The organism is Pseudomonas sp. NUPR-001 (assembly GCF_052147955.1).
In the GTDB taxonomy this organism is placed as follows: Bacteria; Pseudomonadota; Gammaproteobacteria; order Pseudomonadales; family Pseudomonadaceae; genus Aquipseudomonas.
This window is the reverse complement of the sequence record NZ_CP197353.1, coordinates 237,323-259,747: the sequence shown is the minus strand read 5'-3', so window position 1 is coordinate 259,747 and position 22,425 is coordinate 237,323. Positions and strand designations below refer to the sequence as shown.

Genomic DNA, 22,425 nt, shown 5'->3' with positions numbered 1-22,425 from the left:
AGGAGCGGGCTTGCCCCGCGATCCCGCAGCCAATTGATCGGAGTTTGTCATGGCATTGCTAGAGCTGGAGCGCATCAGCGCACAGTACCCCGGCGCCGCCGACGCGGTGCTGGCCGATATCAACCTGAGCCTGGGCCCACAGCAGTTGTTGGTGGCCCTCGGCCCTTCGGGCAGCGGCAAGACCTCGCTGCTCAACCTGATTGCCGGTTTCGTCACCCCCAGCAGCGGGCGTATCACCCTCGACGGTGTACCGGTGCAAGGGCCGAGTGCCGAGCGTGGCGTGGTGTTCCAGGACGATGCCTTGTTGCCTTGGCAGGATGTGCTCGGCAACGTCGCCTTCGGCCTTGAACTGGCCGGTGTGCCACGCCCCGAGCGTGAGCGCAAAGCCCGGGAAATACTCGCCCTGGTCGACCTGGCCGATTTCGGCGCGCGACGCATCTGGCAGTTGTCTGGCGGCCAGAAGCAGCGCGTGGGCCTGGCCCGTGCATTGGCGGCCGATCCGCGGGTGCTGTTGATGGACGAGCCTTTCGGCGCCCTCGATGCCTTTACCCGTGAACAGATGCAGGAGCTGCTGTTGCAGGTTTGGCAGCGCACCGCCAAACCGGTGTTCCTGATTACCCACGACATCGAAGAAGCGGTGTTCCTCGCCACCGACCTGATTCTGCTGGCGCCCAACCCCGGGCAGATTGTCGAACGCCTGCAGTTGGACTTCGGCCAGCGCTATGCCGCAGGCGAGTCGGCCCGGGCGATCAAGTCTGACCCGCGCTTTATCGAAACCCGCGAGCACGTGCTGAGCCGGGTGTTTTCTCAACGCAGCGCCGCACCGCGGCAGGAGTTCGCATGAGCAGCCTGGACCTGCCGGTGGCGGCCAAACAGCGCAGCCCCTCAACATCGGCTGCGGTAACCCCACGCTCCCTGAGCACCCGCTGGATCAGCGGCCTGACCCTCGCCGCGCTGCTCCTGCTGTGGTGGGCGGTGACCGCCGCCGAGTGGATCGAGCCATTGTTTTTGCCGTCTCCTGAGGCGGTGTTGAGCAAGGCCTGGTTGTTGCTGACCCAAGGCTATATGGAATCGACCCTGTGGCAGCACCTCGGTGCAAGCCTGGGGCGCATCGGCCTGGCGCTGGCTGCGGCGATTGTCACCGCCATTCCGATTGGCATCGCGATTGGTCACAACCGTATCGCCCGCGGCATTCTCGATCCGCTGATCGAGTTCTACCGGCCGATTCCGCCCCTCGCCTACCTGCCACTGATTGTGATCTGGTGCGGTATTGGTGAGCTGTCGAAGGTGCTGTTGATCTACCTGGCGATCTTCGCCCCGATTGCCATTGCCACTGCCACCGGCGTGCGCACGGTCGACCCGGCCAAGCTGCGCGCGGCGCAATCGCTGGGGGCTACCCGTGCGCAGCTGGTGCGCCACGTCATTCTGCCCAGCGCCCTGCCCGACATTCTGACCGGCGTGCGCATCGGCCTCGGTGTCGGCTGGTCAACCCTGGTAGCCGCCGAACTGATCGCCGCCACCAGCGGCCTGGGCTTTATGGTGCAGTCGGCGGCGCAGTTCCTGGTTACGGATGTGGTGGTACTGGGCATCCTGGTGATCGCGTTGATCGCCTTCGCCCTGGAAATGAGCCTGCGCGCCCTGCAGCGCAAATTGGTGCCCTGGCACGGCCAGAGTCATTGAAGACAAGTCGAGAACAACCATGAGCCTGACCATTACTCCGCTGAGCACTGCACTCGGCGCACAGATCAGCGGTATTGACCTGAACCGCGAGATCAACAGCGAACAGCGTGACGCGATCGAACACGCCCTGCTCAAGCATCAGGTGCTGTTTTTCCGTGACCAGCCGATCAGTCCGCAACAACAGGCCGCGTTCGCCGCACGCTTTGGCGACCTGCACATTCACCCGATCTACCCCAATGTGCCGGAAACCCCGCAGGTGCTGGTGCTCGACACCGCCGTTACCGATGTGCGCGACAATGCCATCTGGCACACCGACGTCACCTTCCTGCCCACCCCGGCATTGGGCGCGGTGCTCAGCGCCAAGCAGCTACCGGCGTATGGTGGCGACACTTTGTGGGCCAGCGGCATTGCTGCGTTCGAGGCGTTGTCAGCGCCACTGCAGCAGTTGCTCGATGGCTTGACCGCAACCCATGACTTCACCAAGTCATTTCCGCTGGAGCGCTTCGGCACCACCCCTGAAGATCTGCAGCGCTGGGAAGCAACGCGGCGCAACAATCCACCGTTGTCACACCCGGTGATTCGCACTCACCCGGTCAGCGGGCGCAAGTCGCTGTTCGTCAATGAAGGCTTCACCACGCGGATCAATGAGCTGAGCGAGGCGGAGAGTGAGGCGATCCTCAAGCTGCTGTTCGCCCACGCCACGCGTCCGGAGTTCACCATTCGCTGGCGCTGGCAGGAAAACGACGTGGCGTTCTGGGACAATCGCGTCACCCAGCATTACGCCGTGGATGATTACCGGCCGCAGCGGCGGGTGATGCATCGGGCGACGATTCTCGGGGATGCGCCGTTTTGACAGGGTAGATCGCGGGGCAAGCCCGCTCCCACAGTTTGGGTTGTCATCCCTCTGTGGGAGCGGGCTTGCCCCGCGACACGATCAACGCACCAAATGCAGATACTGCAGGTGCCGCTCGTACTGATCGAGGATGTCGTTGATGATCTGCTCCTTGCTGTAGCCGACCAGGTCATAGTCCTGGCTGCCTTCACTGAGGTGCACCTCGGCGCGGTAGTAGCGCCGGTTCTTCAACTCCTGGGTACCCAGCCCGGCCAGGGCGAATGACGGTGTGAAGTAACCCCGCATCTGCACCTGATAGATAAACGGCTGTTCCTCACCATGGCCGATCTTCAGGCTGACGTTGTCATGGCTCGGGTCTTCCTGAGTAATGACGTTCAAGCCCTTCTCGACAAACACCTCAGTGACCTCGGCAATCGCCGGGCGCACCACGTCATCCATGAAACGGTAGACTTCATCGCGCGACGGAAAATGCACCGCCTGGCTCAAACGCTGGCGCCAGCCACCACGTCCACGGCGCGAGTTGGCGAACGGTGCCAACGAATGCATCTGCGCGATCTGGCGTTGCGACTCCAGGTAGAACGCCTTGTGCAGCCCCCACATCATCGCCAGCAAAATCACCGAGAACGGCAACGAGGTCAGCACTACCGCCGACTTCAACGAGTCGATGCTGCCGGCGAACAACAGGCCGATGGTCACCAGGGCGGTCATCGCGCCCCAGAACACCCGCAACCAGTTCGGCCCGTCTTCATCCGGGTTGCCGCCACGCGCCGACAGGGTCGAGAGCACCACGGTGCCAGAGTCGGCCGAGGTGACGAAGAACACAAAGCTGATAAACACCGTGACGGCAATGACCGCCTTGCTCCACGGGTAGGTTTCCAGCAGCAGGTAAAGGGTCATCGACGGGTTGTCGAGGGCCGACTGGCCGAGCGCGGTCATGCCATTGTCGAGCACCTGGGTAATAGCGCTGTTGCCGAAGATCGACATCCACGCCAGGGTGAAGCCCAACGGAATCAGCAGCACACCGAAGACAAACTCACGGATCGTGCGGCCACGGGAGATCCGCGCAATGAACAGGCCGACAAAGGGCGCCCAGGCAATCCACCAGGCCCAATAGAACACGGTCCAGCCACCCAGCCAGTCCTGGGCCTCGTTATAGGCATAGACATCGAAGCTCTTGCGCGGCAACGCGCCGAGGTAGTCACCAAGGTTCTGGATCAAGGTGTTGAACAGGTGCTGGGTAGGCCCGGCGAACAGCACGAACAACAGCAGCGCGCAGGCCAGGACCATGTTGATGTCCGACATCACCCGCACGCCCTTCTCGACCCCGGCCACAGCGACAGCCACCGCTGCGCCCATCATCAGGGTGATCAGCACCACCTGCACCCATTGGGTGTGGGCAATGCCGAACAGGTAATCGAGCCCGGAGTTCAGGTGCAATACGCCAAAGCCCATGTCAGCGCCGAGGCCGAACACCGTGGCGATGATGCCGAAGCCGTCCACCGCGTAACCGATGGGCCCGTTGATGCGCTTGCCGATCAGCGGATAGAGCGCCGAGCGCAACGCCAGTGGCAGGTTGTGACGGTAGGCAAAGTACGCCAAGGCCATACCGACGAAGGCAAACACGCCCCAACCATGCAGGCCCCAATGCAGGAACAGCAGCTCCATCGCCTGACGCCCGGCCTCGACGGTACCGGCCTCGCCTTGCGGTGGCTGCAGCATGTGGGTCAGTGGTTCGGAGACGCAAAAGAAGAACAGGGTGATGCTGATGCCCGCCGCGAACAGCATGCCGGCCCAGGACAAATAGCTGAACTCGGGCTCGTCGTGGTCGGCACCGAGTTTGATCTTGCCGTAGCCAGACAAGGCGGTGACCACCACGAAGACCAGGTACAGGGTCATCGCCAGCATGTAGTACCAGCCGACGGTGTTGGCTGCCCAGTTTTGTGCGGCCAGCAACCATTCACCCGCTGCTTGCGGATTGCTGATGACCACCAACGCGAAAATAAGAATAAAGCCCGCCGAGAAATAGAAAACGGGCGGATTCATGCGGATCTTGCCGCTGGATAAAGAACTCGGTGCACCCATTAAACGTGCACCTCGAAATGAGGGGAAAAGCTCGGATTGAACGGGTTCAGCAAAGGGTTTCCTCCTGTTGAACGCCGGCAGCGGACCACCGTTTTAACTTGAACAAGCGTTCAAGTTAAACATGGATGGGGTCCGTAATGCGACCATCGCGGGGCAAGCCCGCTCCCACAGATGACTGTTGTAGGAGCGGGCTTGCCCCGCGAAAAGCCCTCTAATCCTTACTTCTGAGCACCATCATCATGCTGCAGGTTAGCCTGGGTCAGGTTGCTGCCCGGTACCACGCTGCGGGTCAACCAGACGTTGCCGCCGATGGTCGAGCCTTTACCAATGGTGATGCGTCCAAGAATCGTAGCACCGGCATAAATCACCACGTCGTCCTCGACGATCGGATGACGCGGCTGGCCTTTGAGCAGTTGCCCGTCTTCGTCTGCCGGGAAGCGCTTGGCCCCCAGGGTCACAGCCTGGTAGATGCGTACCCGCTCGCCAATGATCGCGGTTTCGCCGATGACCACACCGGTGCCATGGTCGATAAAGAAACTCGGGCCGATCTGCGCGCCCGGGTGGATATCGATACCGGTCGCCGAATGCGCCAGTTCCGAGCTGATCCGCGCCAGCAACGGCAAGCCGGCACGGTAAAGGTGATGGGCCAGGCGGTGGTGAATGACCGCCAGAATGCCTGGATAGCACAGCAGCACTTCATCAACGCTGCGCGCCGCCGGGTCGCCGTGGAAAGCTGCCAGCACATCGGTGTCGAGCAAACGGCGCAGGCCCGGCAGCGCCGCGGCGAAGTCCTGGATCAAGCGCAGTGCCTTGGCATCGACTTCCGCGGTGTTGCACTTGCCATGACGGGCAACGTAGCGCAATTCCAGACGCGCCTGCGCCAGCAAGGCGGTCAGGGCCGAGTCGAGGGTATGCCCGACGTAGAAATCTTCGCTCTCCTCGCGCAGGTCCACCGGCCCCAGGCGCATGGGAAACAATGCCCCGCACAGTTGTTCAAGGATATGGCGCATGGCTTCACGCGAAGGCAACTCACGCCCGCCCTGTTCACCACTGCTGCGACCATTGCTGCTGCGCCATACATCTCGGGCGCTACGCAAGTCGGCTACGATGCTTTGCAGTTGCCAATGCCCTGTTTGCGCGTTTTCGCTCACGGTTACGTCTCCTGCCGCGGCGGCGGTAATGGAATGAGAAAGCCGCCAGATAGACAACCACTGTACGGCAAATGGCGGTCAGGGAAAAAACAGCTTTTTCATGGGTGGGAGCGGGATTGCCCCGCGATGCGGTGAAACAGACAAACCGCAATCGCGGGGCAAGCCCGCTCCTACACAGGAGCACAAGCGCAGAATTTGCTCACCGGGCCGGGCCTGCCTATAGTCGGATTTTCCCTACAGATGATTCGCCATGATCGACCGACAGCTTTCACGCTTCAATCGTCTCGACCTGCTTGGCGCCCCCACCCCGCTGCAAAAGCTGCAGCGCCTCTCGGCCTGGACCGGCCGAGATATCTATGTAAAACGCGACGACTGCACACCGCTCGCCCTGGGTGGCAACAAGCTGCGCAAACTCGAATACCTGGCCGCCGATGCCCTGAGCAAGGGCGCCGATACCCTGGTCACTGCCGGCGCGATTCAGTCCAACCATGTACGCCAGACCGCAGCGCTGGCCGCGCAGTTGGGCCTCAACTGTGTCGCACTGCTGGAAAACCCGATCAACACCGACTCTCTCAACTACCAGGGCAACGGTAACCGTCTGCTGCTGGAGCTGTTCGATGCCAAGGTCGAGCGGGTGGATAACCTCGACAACGCTGATGAGCTGCTGCAAGCCCTGGCAGTGCGTCTGCACGCCAGCGGCCGCAAACCCTACATCGTGCCGATTGGCGGCTCCAACGCGCTCGGCGCCCTGGGCTATGTACGCGCCGGGCTGGAGCTGGCCGAGCAGATCAAAGAAAGCGGTCAACGTTTCGCTGGCGTGGTCCTCGCCTCCGGCAGCGCCGGTACCCACAGCGGCCTGGCCCTGGCCCTGGCGCAAACCTTGCCGCAATTGCCAGTGATCGGCGTCACCGTGTCGCGTAGCGACGAAGCGCAACGGCCGAAAGTGCAAGGCCTGGCCGAGCGTACGGCAGAACTTCTGGGTGTACGCCTGCCAGAGGCGTTCAACGTCGAACTGTGGGACGAGTATTTCGCCCCACGCTATGGCGAGCCGAACGCTGGCACCCTTGCCGCGATTCGCCTGCTGGCGAGTCAGGAAGGCTTGTTACTCGATCCGGTATACACCGGCAAGGCCATGGCCGGCCTGCTCGACGGCATTTCCCGGCAGCGATTCGACGAGGGTCCGCTGATTTTCCTGCATACCGGTGGGGCTCCGGCATTATTCGCCTACCCTGAGGTCTGGAATAGTTGAACTGCTTGTGCACTAAAGGCATAAGAAAATGAATTTATATTATTTTTAAGCCTATTAGCGTCACCCTATAGTCGCCATCCACGACACAACAACATTGGGGCTTGGTCATGACAGTAATCGCTAAACAGATTATCCACGCAGGCGTCGTCCTGCTGCTCGGCGCCAGCTTGCTCGGTCAGGCCATTGCCGGCGAGCAATTGCAGGCGATCAAGGACAAGGGCACGATCAGCGTCGGCCTGGAAGGTACTTACCCGCCGTTCAGCTTCGTCGATGCCGACGGCAAGCTGGCCGGTTTCGAGGTGGAGCTGTCCGAGGCGCTGGCCAAGGAGCTGGGGGTCAAAGCCAAGCTGCAACCGACCAAATGGGATGGCATTCTTGCCGCGCTGGAGTCCAAACGCCTGGATGTGGTGATCAACCAGGTGACCATTTCCGAAGAGCGCAAAAAGAAATACGACTTCTCCCAGCCCTACACCGTCTCCGGTATTCAGGCGCTGGTGCTGACCAAGAAAAAGGATGAGCTGAACATCAAGTCTGCCGCCGATCTGGCCGGCAAAAAGGTCGGTGTGGGCCTGGGCACCAACTACGAGCAGTGGCTCAAAGAGAACGTCCCGCAGGCAGTCATCAAAACCTACGACGACGACCCCAGCAAGTTCCAGGACCTGCGCGTAGGCCGCATCGACGCCACCCTGATCGACCGCCTCGCCGCCCTGGAATACGCGAAAAAAGCCAAGGACACCAGCGTCACCGGCGAAGCCTTCTCCCGTCAGGAAGCCGGCATCGCCCTGCGCAAGGGTGAACCGGAACTGCTCGACGCCCTCAACAAGGCCCTGGATAAACTGCGCGCTGACGGCACCCTGGCCAAGTTGTCCGAGAAGTACTTTGGCGACGACGTGACTAAATGATCGAAGAAAGTCTGCAGCTTGCGCTCGACAGCGCGCCCTTTTTGCTCAAGGGCGCGTACTACACGGTCATTCTCAGCCTCGGCGGAATGTTCTTCGGCCTGTTGCTGGGTTTTGGCCTGGCGCTGATGCGCCTGTCGTCGCTCAAGCTGCTGAGCTGGACAGCGCGGGTATACGTGTCGTTCTTTCGCGGCACGCCGCTGCTGGTGCAGCTGTTCATGATCTATTACGGCCTGCCGCAACTGGGCATCGAGCTGGACCCATTGCCAGCGGCGCTGATCGGCTTCTCGTTGAATATGGCCGCTTATGCCTGTGAAATCCTGCGCGCCGCCATCGGCTCGATCGATCGCGGCCAATGGGAGGCGGCAGCCAGTATCGGCATGACCCGGGGCCAGGCGATGCGCCGGGCAATCCTGCCGCAAGCCGCGCGCACCGCCCTTCCGCCGCTGGGCAACAGCTTCATTTCGCTGGTCAAGGACACGGCCCTGGCCGCCACCATCCAGGTACCGGAACTGTTCCGCCAGGCGCAGTTGATCACCGCACGGACCTTCGAAATTTTCACCATGTACCTTGCCGCCGCACTGATCTACTGGGTGCTGGCCAGCGTTCTTGCGCACCTGCAGAACCGCCTGGAAGCGCGGGTCAACCGGCACGACCAGGAGTCCTGAGGCATGATCGTGGTAGAGCGACTGAGCAAGCAGTTCAATGGCCAGACCGTACTGAACGACATCAGCCTGAAGGTCGAGGCCGGTGAAGTCATCGCCATCATCGGCCCCAGTGGTTCGGGCAAAACCACCTTCCTGCGCTGCCTGAACCTGCTGGAAACCCCGAGCAGCGGCCGCATTCAGGTCGGCGACGTGGAGATCGATGCCGCTCGCCCGCTCAACCAGCAGCAAGGCCTGATCCGCAAACTGCGCCAACAGGTCGGCTTTGTGTTTCAGAACTTCAACCTGTTCCCGCATCGCACGGCACTGGAAAACGTCATCGAAGGCCCGTTGGTGGTCAAGAAGACCCCGCGTGAACAAGCCGTGGCCCTGGGCATGAAGCTGCTGGCCAAGGTTGGCCTGGCAGGCAAGGAAGCTTCGTACCCGCGCAAGCTCTCCGGAGGCCAGCAACAGCGGGTGGCGATAGCCCGCGCCCTGGCCATGGAGCCTGAGGTGATTCTGTTCGATGAACCGACCTCAGCCCTGGACCCCGAACTGGTCGGCGAGGTGCTGGCGACCATTCGCGGCCTGGCCGAAGAACGCCGCACCATGATCATCGTTACCCACGAAATGAGCTTTGCCCGGGATGTTGCCAACCGGGTGATCTTTTTCGACAAGGGTGTGATCGTCGAACAGGGCGAGGCCCGCGCGTTGTTTGCCCATCCCCGGGAAGAACGCACCCGTCAGTTCCTCGGCAAGTTCCTCGGCACCCAGAACACCGGGTACTGAGTTCCCCAACAGACCCTGTCCCCCGCGCACGCCTGCTGCCTGCCATAGCGCCGTAGGCCTGTTCCGAAGTTCGTCGCTGCCGCGCAAAGGGCAGTGACCGGGCTTGATCCGCTGCGCCTGCTGGCCAATAACCGCCATTCCCGCAGCGACTCAAGCCAAGGATGTGCGCCATGTCTGTCAGCCCAGCAATCCAACTTCCCCTCCCTGCCCTGCCTGGTATCAATGCCGCCGGAATCGGACGGCACAGCGCTGCCCGGCTGCGGGCGCGCATACCGATTGAGCCGCCGATGGAAGCCGGCGATCTGATCGCGCTGTTCTGGGGGCAGCGTTTTGTCACCGCCCATACCCTGCAAGCCGGGCAAGCAACGGGCTACGTAGAGTTGCGCATTCCCGGCGGCATGCTGCACAACGGTATCCAGCGCCTGCATTACCGCCTGTTCAAGCCCAACAACCGCCCGTTGAGATCCCCTGAGCGGCAGGTGCTGGTCAAACTCGATTGCCCCGGCGGCAATGGCGCAGAACACCGCCTGCAACCCCTGCAGCTGCCACGTCGGTTACGTCGCGAAGGCCTGTGCCTGGAAACCCTGACAGGCGACCTGGCGTGTAGCCTGGCCCCTTACGGCAACATGGCCGAAGGCGACCAGATCACCCTGCGCTGGGGTGACCTGCGCCTCGACCTGCCGCCGCTGAAACGCGCGCAAATCGGCCATCCGGTTGCGGCGAAAATCCCACAAACGCTGATTCAAGAGTGCGGTGCCGACCCGCACCTGGAACTGAGCTACTGCATCCTCGACCGGGTCGGCAATCGCTCGCAGTGGGCGCCGTGCACAGCGCTCCGGGTGTTCAGCGGGCGATCCGTGAGTACTTCTATGTATATTCCAAAAGGTTAGTTTATTTAATTTTTATACAGCATTAGGGTATATGAACCGGACCACCGGACCAGCGCATTTCCGTCGGCGCAGCGCGCGCCGACCTTTCTAATACGTGAGGTAAGGTATGGTCAGGAACACAATCACCCCAGTGCGTAACGCCAGGGCATTGAGTACAGCCAAGGAGCAGTACTGATGTCCAGTCTGGCAGATATCAACGTCCACAGTGACCTGGACAGCGCCCCGCTGCTGTTGCCCGCCAAGGTGCTGGTCAACGATGCGCAAGCGCTGCAGGCCGCCCATGAGCTGGCCGAAGCGGCCCGCAGCCAGGCCGCCCGACGCGACCAGCAACGCAAGTTGCCCTGGGCCGAAATCGAGCAGTTCACCCGCAGCGGCTTGGGCAGTATTTCCATTTCCCGTGCCTTCGGCGGTGCGCAGGTTTCGTTTGTCACCCTTGCCGACGTGTTTCGCATCATCAGCGCCGCCGACCCGGCGTTGGGGCAGATCCCGCAAAACCAGTTCGGCATTCTGCAACTGCTCAAAGGCAGCGCCAGCCCGCGCCAGCAGGAACTGCTGTTCAAGTCGGTGCTCGACGGCTGGCGAATCGGCAATGCCGGGCCTGAGCGCGGCAGCAAGAACACCCTGGAGCTCAAGGCGCGGATCACCCGCGAGGGCGATCACTATGTGCTCAGCGGCCAGAAGTTCTATTCCACTGGCGCCCTGTTCGCTCACTGGGTTGCAGTCAAAGCGTTGAACGATGACGGTCGTCAGGTCATGGCCTTCGTGCGCCGTGGCACCCCTGGGCTGCGTATCGTCGATGACTGGTCTGGCTTCGGCCAGCGCACCACCGCCTCTGGCACCGTATTGCTCGATCGGGTTCAGGTCGAACCGGAGCTGGTGATCGACAACTGGCGCCAGAACGAGGTGCCGAACATCCAGGGCGCCGTTTCGCAATTGATTCAGGCGGCCATCGATGCCGGCATTGCCGAAGCGGCGGTGGCCGATGCCATCAGCTTTGTGCGGGAAAAATCACGGCCGTGGATCGATGCCAAGGTCGAACGTGCCAGCGATGACCTCTACGTGATCGCCGATATCGGCCGCCTGCAACTTGAGCTGCATGCTGCGCAGGCGTTGCTGAGCAAGGCTGCGCGCACTCTGGATGAGGTCGATGCCGCACCGGTGGACGCCGCGTCGGCGGCCCGCGCCTCGATTGCCGTGGCCGAAGCCAAGGTGCTGACCACCGAGATCGCCCTGCTGGCCAGCGAGAAGCTCTTCGAGCTGGCCGGCAGCCGCGCCACCCTGGCCGAGTTCAACCTCGACCGGCATTGGCGCAATGCCCGCGTCCACACCCTCCACGACCCGGTGCGCTGGAAATACCACGCCGTCGGTGCCTACCACCTCAACGGTACTTTGCCTGCCCGGCATTCCTGGATCTGACCAGACCACTGGAGCCTATTTATGAGCCATCTGCCGCAACCGCACGAAAACGTCGCGGTCATCCACACTGACGCCCAGGCATTGCAGGTTGTCGAAGAACTGGCAGGCGAGCTGCGCCGCGACAGCGCGCTGCGCGACCGCGAACGCCGCCTGCCGCACCCGGAGCTGGCCCTGTTCAGCCGTTCCGGGCTATGGGGCATCAGCGTCCCGAAAGCCTTTGGTGGCGCTGGCGTGTCAAACGTCACCCTGGCCAAAGTCATCGCCCGTATCGCCCAGGCCGACGCCTCGCTCGGACAAATTCCACAGAACCATTTCTATGCCTTGGAAGTGCTGCGGGTAAATGGCAGCCCACAGCAACAACAGCGTCTGTACGCCGAAGTGCTGGCCGGTAAACGCTTTGGCAATGCCCTCGCCGAACTGGGCACCAAAACCGCACACGACCGCACCACCGCCCTGAGCCGGGACGGTGAGGGTTACCGAATCAACGGGCGCAAGTTCTACGCCACCGGCGCTATTTATGCCCAGCGTATTCCCACCTCAGTGGTTGATGAGCACGGCGTGCAGCACCTGGCTTTTGTGCCAGCCGACAGCAGCGGGCTGCAAGTGATCGACGACTGGAGCGGCTTTGGCCAACGCACCACCGGCAGTGGCTCGGTGGTATTCGACAATGTCGCGGTTGCTGCCGACGATGTGGTGCCATTCCAGAGCGCCTTCGAGCGTCCGACCAGCGTCGGCCCGCTGGCGCAGATTCTTCATGCCGCCATCGACACCGGGATTGCCCGCGCCGCCTACGAAGATGCCTTGCAGTTCGTACGCACCCGCAGCCGCCCGTGGATCGACTCAGGCAGCGACAACGCCAGCGACGACCCCTTGACCCTGAAGTCGTTCGGCCATCTGGCTATCCGCCTGCACGCGGCCGAAGCCCTGTTGGAACGCGCAGGCCACTACCTGGACCGCGCCCAGGCCGATCTCACGGCCAGCAGCGTGGCCGCCGCCTCTATCGCGGTGGCCGAAGCGCGGGCAATCAGCACCGAGATTTCCCTGGCCGCAGGCACCACCCTGTTCGAACTGGCCGGCAGCCAGGCCACCCTGGCCGAACATGGCCTTGACCGCCACTGGCGCAACGCCCGCGTGCACACCCTGCACGACCCGGTGCGCTGGAAGTACCACGCCATCGGCAACTACTACCTCAACGATGAGAACCCACCACTGCGGGGGACCATCTGATGGCGAAGAAAAAAATCCTCCTCAATGCCTTCAACATGAACTGCATTGGCCACATCAACCACGGCCTGTGGACCCATCCGCGCGACACTTCCAGCCAGTACAAACAGCTGGAGTACTGGACCGAACTGGCACAACTGCTCGAGCGCGGGTTGTTCGACGGGCTGTTCATCGCCGATATCGTCGGCGTTTACGATGTTTACCAGAACAGCGTCGAGGTGCCGCTCAAAGAGTCGATCCAGCTGCCGGTCAACGACCCGCTGCTGCTGGTCTCGGCCATGGCCGCCGTCACTCGCCACCTGGGTTTCGGCCTGACCGCCAACCTGACCTACGAGGCGCCGTACCTCTTCGCCCGCAAGCTCTCGACCCTCGATCACCTGAGCCGTGGCCGGGTGGGCTGGAACATTGTCACCGGCTACCTCGACAGCGCCGCCCGGGCCATGGGCCTTGAGCAACAGGCAGAGCACGACCGCCGCTACGACCAGGCCGACGAATACCTGCAGGTGCTGTACAAACTGCTGGAAGGCAGCTGGGACAACGACGCGGTGGTCAATGATCGCCAGCAACGGGTCTATGCCCGCCCGGACAAGGTGCACAAGGTCAACCATCAGGGTGAGTTCTACCGCGTCGAGGGCTATCACCTGTGCGAGCCCTCGCCACAGCGCACCCCGGTCCTGTTCCAGGCCGGCAGCTCCGAGCGCGGCCTGGGCTTTGCCGGCAGTCACGCCGAGTGCGTGTTCATCAGTGGCCAGAGCAAAGCCGCCACCCGCGCCCAGGTCAACAAGGTGCGTGCCGCTGCCGTGGCCGCTGGCCGTGACCCTGAAGCCATCAAGGTGTTCATGGGCCTGACCGTGATCGTCGCCCGCAGCGAAGAGCAAGCCCATGCCAAGCACGCCGAATATCTGCGCTACGCCAGCGCCGAGGCCGGTGTCGCGCATTTTTCCAGCTCGACCGGCATCGACTTTTCCGCCTACGAACTGGACGAGCCGATCCAGTACGTCAAAAGCAACGCCATCCAGTCGGCAACCAAAGCCCTGCAGAACAACGACTGGACCCGGCGCAAGCTCCTTGACCAGCACGCCCTTGGCGGCCGCTACATCACCCTGGTGGGCTCACCGACCCAGGTGGCCGACGAATTGGAAAGCTGGATTGCCGAAACCGGCCTGGATGGCTTCAACCTGACCCGCACGGTAACCCCGGAGAGCTATGTCGATTTCATCGACCTGGTGATCCCCGAACTGCAGCGCCGTGGTTCGTACAAAACCGCCTACGAACCAGGCAGCCTGCGCGAAAAACTCTTCGCCACCGACAACCCTCTGCTGCCCGCCGATCACCCCGGCGCCAGCTACCGCCACACCACCCCGACTGGAGCGCCACAGCATGCTTAAAACTTTTCTTGCCCGCCCCGTCGCGGCACTGGCCTTGAGCCTTGGTCTGCTGAGCGCGGCCCAGGCCGCTGATGCCTTGAAGGTCGGCACCACCGCCGCCTTCGCCATCCCGCTGGAAGCGGCCGTCAGCGAAGCGAAGAAACAGGGACTGGAGGTTGAACTGATCGAGTTCAGCGACTGGATCGCACCGAATGTCAGCCTCGCCAGCGGTGACATCGACGTGAACTACTTCCAGCACATTCCCTTCCTGGAAAACGCCAAGGCGGCCGCCGGTTTTGACCTGGTACCGCTCGCCCCGGGCATCATCAATAACGTTGGCCTGTACTCGAAAAAGTACAAAAGCTTCGACGAGCTGCCCAACGGCGCCAGCGTGGCCATCGCCAACGACCCGATCAACAGCGGACGCGGCCTGCAGCTACTGGCCAAGGCCGGCCTGATTACCCTCAAGCCGGGCGTCGGCTACAAAGCCAGCGAAGACGACATCGTCAGCAACCCCAAGCAGCTCAAGATCCTTCAGGTCGAAGCGGTGCAGCTGGTACGTGCCTATGACGATGCCGATCTGGTACAGGGCTATCCGGCCTACATCCGCCTGGCCAACACCTTCGATGCCACCTCGGCGCTGCTGTTCGATGGCCTCGATCACAAGGAATACGTGATCCAGTTCGTCATTCGCCCGCAAAACAAGGATGACCCACGCCTGGCCAAGTTCATCGACATCTACCAGCACTCGCCAGCAGTCCGCGCGGCGCTCGACAAGGCCCACGGCAAACTGTACCAACCGGGCTGGGAGAGCTGAGATGAGTGCCGCTGCCCGCCTGAAACCAGAGCACGACACCCGCGCGCCGTTGCCACAGGCGCCGCGCCAGGCCCTGCACCCTGAGCTGAGCACTGCCCATGTGCGCTTTATCGGCCTGGGCAAAACCTATCCGGGGCAATCCGCTGCGGCGCTTGAAGGCATTGACCTGAACATCCAGCGCGGGGAGATCTTCGGCATCATCGGCCGCAGTGGCGCGGGCAAGTCGTCGCTGATCCGCACCATCAACCGCCTGGAACAACCCAGTAGCGGGCGGGTGCTGATCGACCAGGTGGACATCGGCAGCTTCGATGAAGACCGCCTGGTCGCCCTGCGTCGGCGCATCGGCATGATCTTCCAGCACTTCAACCTGATGTCGGCAAAAACCGTTTGGCAGAACGTCGAGTTGCCGCTGAAGGTCGCGGGCGTCCCCAAGGCCCAGCGCCAGCGCAAAGTCGCCGAGCTGCTGGAGCTGGTCGGGCTTGAACACAAGCATCAGGCTTACCCTGCGCAATTGTCCGGTGGGCAAAAGCAGCGGGTCGGCATCGCCCGGGCGCTGGTGCATGACCCGGACATCCTGCTCTGCGACGAAGCCACGTCTGCACTCGACCCGGAGACCACCGCGTCGATCCTTGAGCTGCTGCGCAGCATCAATCAGCGCCTGGGCCTGACCATCGTGCTGATCACCCACGAGATGGCGGTGATCCGCGATATCTGCCATCGGGTGGTGGTGCTCGAACGTGGGCGAATCGTTGAACAAGGTGCGGTGTGGAAGGTGTTCGGTGACCCACAGCATGACGTCAGCAAAACCCTGCTCGCGCCCTTGCAGGCGCCTCTGCCTACGGCATTGCAGGCACGCTTGCAAAGCCAGCCAGCCAGCGTCGACTCAGCCTTGGTGCTGAACCTGAAGGTCACCGGCAGTGACCAGCAAGCGCCCGAGTTATCCACCTTGTTCGCCAGCCTCGGTGGGCGCATCAGCCTGTTGCAGGGTGGCATCGAGCCGATCCAGGGGCGACCGCTGGGGCAACTGCTGATCAGCGTCACGCACTCGCCGCACCGCCATGAACAGATCATCGAACGCGCCCGGCAGTGGGCCACGCAGGTAGAGGTACTGGGTTATGTGGACTGATCGCTTGCTCCAGGGCGTACTCGATACCTTGTTGATGGTTGGTGTGTCATCGCTGATCGCCTTGCTCGCCGGAATCCCCCTGGCGGTGATTCTGGTCACCAGCGGCAAAGGTGGAATCTTCGAAGCACCCAGCCTGAACCGGGTGCTCGGGGCTTTCGTTAACCTGTTTCGCTCGATCCCGTTTCTGATCCTGATGGTCGCGCTGATCCCGTTCACCCGGCTGATCGTCGGCACCACCTATGGGGTCTGGGCGGCAGTGGTGCCGTTGACCATTGCGGCTACACCGTTTTTTGCGCGAATTGCCGAAGTCAGCCTGCGCGAGGTTGATCATGGTCTGATCGAAGCGGCCCAGGCGATGGGTTGCCGACGCTGGCACATCGTCTGGCACGTACTGCTGCCCGAAGCGCTGCCGGGCATTGTCGGCGGCTTCACCATCACCCTGGTGACCATGATCAACTCCTCGGCCATGGCTGGCGCCATCGGTGCTGGCGGCCTGGGTGATATTGCCTACCGCTATGGTTATCAGCGCTTCGACAGCCAGATCATGTTGACCGTGATTGTCATGCTGGTGGCCCTGGTTGCGCTGATCCAGCTGGGCGGCGACCGCCTGGCGAAAAACCTCAACAAACGCTGACCCTTGTCTTGCACCACCTGTGGGAGCGGGCTTGCCCCGCGATTGCGATTCGTCAGTCACATCGCATCGCGGGGCAAGCCCGCTCCTACAGGGGTGTCATATATTCCAAAAACAGCTAAGTAAATAACCGATTGATATAAATTCGTTCGTTTTCATGCTGTTAGCATTTCCGTTCGCAATCGCACACAGAGGCGATGCCCCCGCTTTTTCTCTGGAGCTTTAATGAACCTGCCGCTGTCACTCAATCTGCTGGCGTTCCTGGCATTGCTGCTAGGCCTGGCACAAACCCGTCATGGCAACTGGAGCCTGGCCAAGAAAGTCTTGGTCGGTCTGATTCTCGGTGTGCTGTTCGGGGCCGCCTTGCATGCCATTTATGGCGCCGGTCACCCGATCCTCAAGGCCACCATCAGCTGGCTTGACCTGGTCGGTAACGGTTACGTGCAGTTGCTGCAAATGATCGTCATGCCGCTGATCTTCGCCTCGATCCTCAGCGCGGTCGCCCGTCTGCACAACGCCTCGTCGCTGGGCAAGATCAGCTTCCTGACCATTGCCACCCTGCTGTTCACCACGGCCATCGCCGCGCTGATCGGTATCGTCCTGACCAACCTGTTCGGCCTGAACGCCGAAGGCCTGGTCGCCGGAACGGCCGAAACCGCGCGGATGCAGGCGATCCAGAGCGATTACGTGGGCAAGGTTGCCGACCTGAACATCCCGCAACTGCTGCTGTCGTTCATTCCAAGCAACCCTGTGGGCGACCTGGCACGGGCCAAACCGACTTCGATCATCAGTGTGGTGATCTTTGCCGTGTTCCTCGGCATGGCCGCGCTGCAACTGCTCAAAGATGATGCCGAAAAAGGCAATCGCGTACTGAACGCCATCGACACCCTGCAAGCCTGGGTCATGCGCCTGGTGCGCCTGGTGATGAAGCTCACCCCGTATGGCGTTCTGGCGCTGATGACCAAGGTGGTAGCCAGCTCGAACCTGGACGACATCCTCAAGCTCGGCAGCTTTGTGCTGGTGTCTTACCTCGGCCTGGGGCTGATGTTCGTGGTGCATGGCGTGTTGCTGGCGATCAGCGGCGTCAACCCGCTGCGCTTCTTCCGCAAGGTCTGGCCGGTACTGACGTTTGCCTTCACCAGCCGCTCCAGCGCAGCCAGCATTCCGTTGAGCATCGAGGCACAGACTCTTCGCCTGGGCATTCCGCAGTCGATCGCCAGCTTTGCCGCCTCGTTTGGTGCAACCATCGGTCAGAACGGCTGTGCCGGCCTGTACCCGGCGATGCTCGCGGTCATGGTCGCGCCCGCCGTTGGCATCGATCCGCTGGACCCGCTGTGGATCGCTACGCTGGTGGCAATCGTCACCCTGAGCTCGGCCGGTGTGGCTGGCGTGGGTGGCGGAGCAACCTTTGCCGCGCTGATCGTGCTGCCCGCCATGGGCTTGCCGGTGGAACTGGTGGCGTTGTTAATCTCGGTTGAGCCGCTGATCGACATGGGCCGTACCGCGTTGAACGTGAATGGCTCGATGACCGCCGGGGCGATCACCAGCCAAATGCTCAAGCAGACCGACAAGTCGCTGCTTGATGCTCAGGAGCATGCGCAGCTGTCGCATTCCTGAGGCAATAATCGCGGGGCAAGCCCGCTCCTACGGTAGGAGCGGGCTTGCCCCGCGATGCTTTCAAACCTTCTCCCACACCTCAAAATGAAACGCCGGCTTGTCCCCTTCAGCCGGATTCTCCTGGCTCGACGCCAACCGCCACTGCCCCGCATCAAATTCGGGAAACCAGGCATCCCCTTGCGGGTTCAGTTCCACCCGCGTCAGGTACAGTCGGTCTGCCAGCCCCCGCTCAATCGCCTGGGTATACAGTTGCGCGCCGCCGATCAGCATCAGCTCATCCACGCCCTGCGCCAGCGCCCACTGCTCAGCGCGCAGCATGGCCTCGTCGAGCGAGGCAAACACCTCGGCACCCTCGAGCTGCAGGCCTGGCTGACGACTGACCACCAGGTTCAAACGCCCAGGCAACGGCCGCCCCAGCGAGTCCCAGGTTTTGCGCCCCATGATGATCGGCTTGCCCAGGGTGGTGGCCTTGAAGTACTTGAAATCCCCCGGCAGGTGCCAGGGCATGCTGTTGTCGATGCCAATAACGCGGTTCTCGGCGAGGGCCGCGATCAGGCTCAGAGGAAGTGATGTTTTCATGTCGGCGAGGATAGCAAAGCCCGTTGTTCGATGCCTGGGTTATGCTTTGGGCTGACCTGATCAATGGAAGACCGCGTGACTGCACTGACTGACCTGGACAAACACTGGCTGACTGAAGCGGTACGCCTGCGCGAGGAACACGCTGGCGCCCTGGAAGACCAGGAAGCCAATCGCCGCGCCCGCCAACTGGGCGGCGATCTGCCCACGCGCATCGAGCACCGCGCCTTGTGGCTGGCCGAACGCGACGGCATGCGCAGCGCCCTGCAGCACTGGAAGCAAGGTGCGCGCCTGGCGTTGGCACTGCTTGTGGTACTGGCGATCGTCAGTGGTGCCGGGCTTGCGCTGGCCGCTTTAGGCGACAGCCAGCGCCCGGTGAATGTGTTCTGGGCCTTGGGCAGCCTGCTGGGTTTGAACCTTGTATTGCTGGCGGGATGGGCGCTGGGCTTTTTCTTCGCCGGCGAACAGGGCGCCACCCTGGGTAAGGTCTGGCTGTGGCTCAGCGAGAAATTTGCCCGCGATGCCCAGGCGGTGCACCTGGCTCCAGCCTTGCTGGTGATGCTGCAACGCCACAAGCTCAACCGCTGGTTGATCGGCCTGCTGGTTCACTGCCTGTGGTTGCTGGCCCTGAGCACCGCACTGGTGATGCTCCTGGTGTTGCTTGCCACCCGCCGTTACGGGTTTGTCTGGGAAACCACTATTCTCAGCGCCGACACCTTCGTAGGCCTGACCCAGGCACTTGGCGCCTTACCGGCCTTGCTCGGCTTCGGCGTGCCAGACATCGACATGATCCGCGCCAGCGGCGACAGCCAGCCAGCGCTGGAACTGGCCCGACAGGCCTGGGCCAGCTGGTTGCTGGGTGTGCTGCTGGTGTTCGGCATCCTCCCGCGCCTGCTGCTCGCGGCGTTGTGCCTGTGGCGCTGGCGACATGGCCGGCTGCGCCTGCGCCTGGACCTCAACCTCCCCGGCTACAGCCACCTGCGTGAAGCGTTGATGCCCAGCAGCGAACGCCTGGGGGTCAACGATGCCGCGCCGGATGCTTTGCCGCAGATCGTCCGCGGTGTCGGCGAGACGCACAGCAACGGCGCGTTGCTGGTGGGCCTGGAACTCGACGATCAACGCCCCTGGCCACCTGCGCTGCCGGCTACGGTCAATAACGCCGGAGTGCTCGACAGCCGCGAATCGCGCAACAAGTTGCTCGAACAACTCAGCCGCTTCCCGCCTGCACGCCTGGCAATCGCCTGCGACCCACGTCGCTCACCAGACCGCGGCAGCCTGGCCTTGCTCGCCGAACTGGCGCGCAATGCCGGTGCCACGCGCATCTGGTTGCTGCAGCCGCTACCGGGCCAGGCCGTGGATGCCGAGCGCCTCGGCGACTGGCATCAGGCACTCGACCAACTGGGCCTGGAGCATGCCGACAGCGCCCCGCTGAACTGGCTGGAGCAAGGCCATGACTAAGCCGTTGAAACTGGCCGTGGTCGGCCACACCAATGTCGGCAAGACCTCGCTGCTGCGCACCCTGACCCGCGACGTCGGCTTTGGCGAAGTCTCGCACCGCCCCAGCACCACTCGCCATGTTGAAGGTGCACGGCTGTCGGTCGAGGGTGAACCGCTGCTGGAGCTGTACGACACGCCCGGCCTGGAAGATGCCATCGCCCTGCTCGACTACCTCGAACGCCTGGAGCGACCGGGCGAACGTCTCGACGGCCCGGCACGGCTGGCGCGGTTTCTTCAGGGCAGCGAAGCGCGCCAGCGTTTCGAACAGGAAGCCAAAGTGCTGCGCCAATTGCTGGCCAGCGATGCCGGCCTGTATGTGATCGATGCCCGTGAGCCGGTGCTGGCCAAGTACCGCGATGAACTGGAAGTGCTGGCCAGCTGTGGCAAGCCATTGCTGCCGGTGCTCAACTTTGTCGCCAGCAGCGACCACCGCGAACCGGACTGGCGCGAAGCGTTGGCCCGTTTGGGCCTGCATGCTCTGGTGCGCTTCGACAGCGTCGCTCCGCCGGAAGATGGCGAACGCCGCCTCTATGAAAGCCTGGCGCTGATGCTGGAAAACGCGCGCCCAGCCTTGCAACGGCTGATCGATGACCAGCAGGCCCAGCGCCTGGCCCGCCAGCTCAGCGGCAAGCGCCTGATCGCGGAACTGTTGCTCGATTGCGCCGCCTGCCGCCGCAGCGTGGTCGCCGAACCGGCTACCGAAGCGGCGGCCATCGAGGCCCTGCGCAAAGATATTCGCCAGCGTGAACAACGCTGCGTCGAAGCCTTGCTCAAGCTGTACGCGTTTCGCCAAGACGACGCCAGCGCCAGCGACTTGCCGTTGCTGGACGGCCGCTGGGGTGATGACCTGTTCAACCCGGAAACCCTGAAACTGCTGGGCGTGCGCCTTGGCAGTGGGGTCGCTGCCGGGGCTGCAGCGGGGGCTGGGGTCGATCTGCTGGTCGGTGGTTTGACCCTGGGCGCCGCTGCGCTGGCCGGGGCGATTGCCGGTGGTGCACTGCAGACCGCGCGCAGCTACGGCTCACGCCTGTTGGGCAAGCTCAAAGGGCAGCGTGAATTGACGGTGGATGACAGCGTGTTGCGCCTGTTGGCGTTGCGTCAGCATCAGTTGATCCAGGCGCTGGACAGTCGCGGTCATGCGGCGATGGAGCGGATCAAGCTGGCGCCACCGCAGGAACAAAGCTGGCGCGAAGGCAAGCTGCCGGAGGCCTTGAGCAAAGCGCGGGCGCATCCGCAGTGGTCGTCGCTCAACCCGGGGGCGCGGTTGAATCAGGCTGAGCGACAGGAGCAGATTGATGCTTTGGTGTTGGAGCTTTAGGGGCTCATCGCGGGGCAAGCCCGCTCCCACCGGTGTGCGTTCTTTAATGCAACAACGCCAGCGCCTTGCCCTTGAGCACCTCAAGGTCAATCACCGGCACATTCATTTCCTTGGCCAGCTCGTCCCACTCACGCATCCGCAGGCTCACCGTGCACAGCGGATCGCGCTCGAAGGCATCGGCTTCAGCTTCACTCATGACCCCGCCCTGATACTCCAGGGTGCGCCGGCTGGCTTCACTTAGACGGTCGTAATAGCCCGGTTTACGCAGCGTCAGGTAGCGCTTGGCTTCAACGTGGTATTGCACCAGTGTCGCCAGACGTTCGCTGAACCCACAGCGGCGCAGGTAGTTGGCACCCACCTGCTCGTGGCTGACCACGCCGTAGCCGCCCATGTCGCCTTCGGCGCCACCGCAGATATGGCCGATGTCGTGGAAGAACGCCGCCAGCACCACTTCATCGTCAAAACCTTCATCCAGAGCCAATTGCGCGGCCTGAGACATATGCTCCAACTGCGACACCGGCTCGCCGATGTAATCGTCATCGCCATGCTGCTGGTACAGGGCGAAGATTTCGCTGACAACCTGTTCGGCCGTTCTCATT

At 62.6% G+C, this 22,425-nt stretch carries 21 protein-coding genes; 17 read left to right on the top strand and 4 right to left on the bottom strand.

The genetic code is table 11. The features are described 5' to 3' along the window. Positions 1-49 precede the first annotated feature (49 nt). Genes tauB through tauD form a run of 3 tightly spaced genes read left to right on the top strand, consistent with a single transcriptional unit; the run spans position 50 to position 2,533 of the window. Positions 50-844: a taurine ABC transporter ATP-binding subunit gene (gene tauB / locus ACP6KB_RS01130; RefSeq protein ID WP_442111460.1), complete on the top strand. Its 795-nt coding sequence runs from the start codon at positions 50-52 to the stop codon at positions 842-844. Next, on the top strand, positions 841-1,680 hold the full coding sequence (gene tauC / locus ACP6KB_RS01125; RefSeq protein WP_442111458.1) for a taurine ABC transporter permease TauC: 840 nt from the start codon (positions 841-843) through the stop codon (positions 1,678-1,680). The genes tauB and tauC overlap by 4 nt, the downstream gene beginning before the upstream one ends. A gap of 19 nt (positions 1,681-1,699) precedes the next feature. Continuing rightward, positions 1,700-2,533, top strand: coding sequence for a taurine dioxygenase (gene tauD, locus ACP6KB_RS01120; protein WP_442111456.1), 834 nt, complete (start codon positions 1,700-1,702; stop codon positions 2,531-2,533). Between the two features lie 81 nt (positions 2,534-2,614). Here tauD and betT read toward each other — a convergent pair whose 3' ends face one another. Further along, on the bottom strand, positions 2,615-4,576 hold the full coding sequence (betT, locus tag ACP6KB_RS01115; protein WP_442111454.1) for a choline transporter BetT: 1,962 nt from the start codon (positions 4,574-4,576) through the stop codon (positions 2,615-2,617). A gap of 257 nt (positions 4,577-4,833) precedes the next feature. Then, positions 4,834-5,766, bottom strand: coding sequence for a serine O-acetyltransferase EpsC (gene epsC / locus ACP6KB_RS01110; RefSeq protein ID WP_442111452.1), 933 nt, complete (start codon positions 5,764-5,766; stop codon positions 4,834-4,836). A 250-nt stretch (positions 5,767-6,016) separates the two neighbouring features. On the opposite strand from epsC, the gene ACP6KB_RS01105 reads away from it, so the two are divergent. The 12 genes from ACP6KB_RS01105 to ACP6KB_RS01050 all read left to right on the top strand — a co-directional run bounded on the left by ACP6KB_RS01105 (position 6,017) and on the right by ACP6KB_RS01050 (position 18,435). Continuing rightward, entirely contained in the window at positions 6,017-7,015 is a 999-nt protein-coding gene (locus tag ACP6KB_RS01105) for a D-cysteine desulfhydrase (protein ID WP_442111450.1), read from the top strand. 107 nt (positions 7,016-7,122) lie between these two features. Then, entirely contained in the window at positions 7,123-7,917 is a 795-nt protein-coding gene (tcyJ, locus tag ACP6KB_RS01100; protein ID WP_442111448.1) for a cystine ABC transporter substrate-binding protein, read from the top strand. After that, on the top strand, positions 7,914-8,582 hold the full coding sequence (gene tcyL, locus ACP6KB_RS01095; protein ID WP_442111446.1) for a cystine ABC transporter permease: 669 nt from the start codon (positions 7,914-7,916) through the stop codon (positions 8,580-8,582). Before tcyJ ends, tcyL begins: the two co-directional genes overlap by 4 nt. Positions 8,583-8,585: 3 nt before the next feature. Then, the gene (gene tcyN, locus ACP6KB_RS01090; protein ID WP_442111444.1) at positions 8,586-9,347 is read left to right on the top strand and encodes an L-cystine ABC transporter ATP-binding protein TcyN; all 762 of its coding nucleotides are present in this window, start codon (positions 8,586-8,588) and stop codon (positions 9,345-9,347) included. A 170-nt stretch (positions 9,348-9,517) separates the two neighbouring features. Next, positions 9,518-10,237, top strand: a complete 720-nt coding sequence (locus ACP6KB_RS01085; protein ID WP_442111442.1) for a hypothetical protein — start codon at positions 9,518-9,520, stop codon at positions 10,235-10,237. A gap of 174 nt (positions 10,238-10,411) precedes the next feature. Beyond that, positions 10,412-11,653 (top strand): SfnB family sulfur acquisition oxidoreductase, encoded by a 1,242-nt coding sequence (locus tag ACP6KB_RS01080; RefSeq protein WP_442111441.1) that lies wholly within the window; start codon positions 10,412-10,414, stop codon positions 11,651-11,653. A 21-nt stretch (positions 11,654-11,674) separates the two neighbouring features. Further along, on the top strand, positions 11,675-12,880 hold the full coding sequence (locus tag ACP6KB_RS01075; RefSeq protein ID WP_442111439.1) for an SfnB family sulfur acquisition oxidoreductase: 1,206 nt from the start codon (positions 11,675-11,677) through the stop codon (positions 12,878-12,880). Then, a complete protein-coding gene (locus ACP6KB_RS01070) occupies positions 12,880-14,265 on the top strand; it encodes an LLM class flavin-dependent oxidoreductase (protein ID WP_442111437.1) in 1,386 nt (461 codons plus the stop codon). Before ACP6KB_RS01075 ends, ACP6KB_RS01070 begins: the two co-directional genes overlap by 1 nt. Continuing rightward, positions 14,258-15,061 (top strand): MetQ/NlpA family ABC transporter substrate-binding protein, encoded by an 804-nt coding sequence (locus ACP6KB_RS01065; protein ID WP_442111435.1) that lies wholly within the window; start codon positions 14,258-14,260, stop codon positions 15,059-15,061. Before ACP6KB_RS01070 ends, ACP6KB_RS01065 begins: the two co-directional genes overlap by 8 nt. A 1-nt stretch (position 15,062) precedes the next feature. Then, positions 15,063-16,187: a methionine ABC transporter ATP-binding protein gene (locus tag ACP6KB_RS01060; RefSeq protein WP_442111433.1), complete on the top strand. Its 1,125-nt coding sequence runs from the start codon at positions 15,063-15,065 to the stop codon at positions 16,185-16,187. Then, positions 16,177-16,821, top strand: a complete 645-nt coding sequence (locus tag ACP6KB_RS01055) for a methionine ABC transporter permease (protein ID WP_442111431.1) — start codon at positions 16,177-16,179, stop codon at positions 16,819-16,821. Before ACP6KB_RS01060 ends, ACP6KB_RS01055 begins: the two co-directional genes overlap by 11 nt. A gap of 222 nt (positions 16,822-17,043) precedes the next feature. Next, positions 17,044-18,435, top strand: coding sequence for an L-cystine transporter (locus ACP6KB_RS01050; protein WP_442111429.1), 1,392 nt, complete (start codon positions 17,044-17,046; stop codon positions 18,433-18,435). Between the two features lie 60 nt (positions 18,436-18,495). On the opposite strand, the gene ACP6KB_RS01045 is transcribed toward ACP6KB_RS01050, so the two are convergent. Continuing rightward, positions 18,496-19,014, bottom strand: a complete 519-nt coding sequence (locus ACP6KB_RS01045; RefSeq protein ID WP_442111427.1) for a dihydrofolate reductase — start codon at positions 19,012-19,014, stop codon at positions 18,496-18,498. A 63-nt stretch (positions 19,015-19,077) separates the two neighbouring features. Here ACP6KB_RS01045 and ACP6KB_RS01040 point away from each other — a divergent pair, with 63 nt between their 5' ends. Beyond that, entirely contained in the window at positions 19,078-20,469 is a 1,392-nt protein-coding gene (locus tag ACP6KB_RS01040; RefSeq protein WP_442111425.1) for a DUF2868 domain-containing protein, read from the top strand. Continuing rightward, positions 20,462-21,826: a GTPase/DUF3482 domain-containing protein gene (locus ACP6KB_RS01035; protein WP_442111424.1), complete on the top strand. Its 1,365-nt coding sequence runs from the start codon at positions 20,462-20,464 to the stop codon at positions 21,824-21,826. Before ACP6KB_RS01040 ends, ACP6KB_RS01035 begins: the two co-directional genes overlap by 8 nt. A 43-nt stretch (positions 21,827-21,869) precedes the next feature. Here the strand turns inward: ACP6KB_RS01035 and ACP6KB_RS01030 are convergent, their stop codons facing one another. After that, entirely contained in the window at positions 21,870-22,424 is a 555-nt protein-coding gene (locus ACP6KB_RS01030) for a phosphonate degradation HD-domain oxygenase (RefSeq protein ID WP_442111422.1), read from the bottom strand. Position 22,425: the final 1 nt, after the last annotated feature.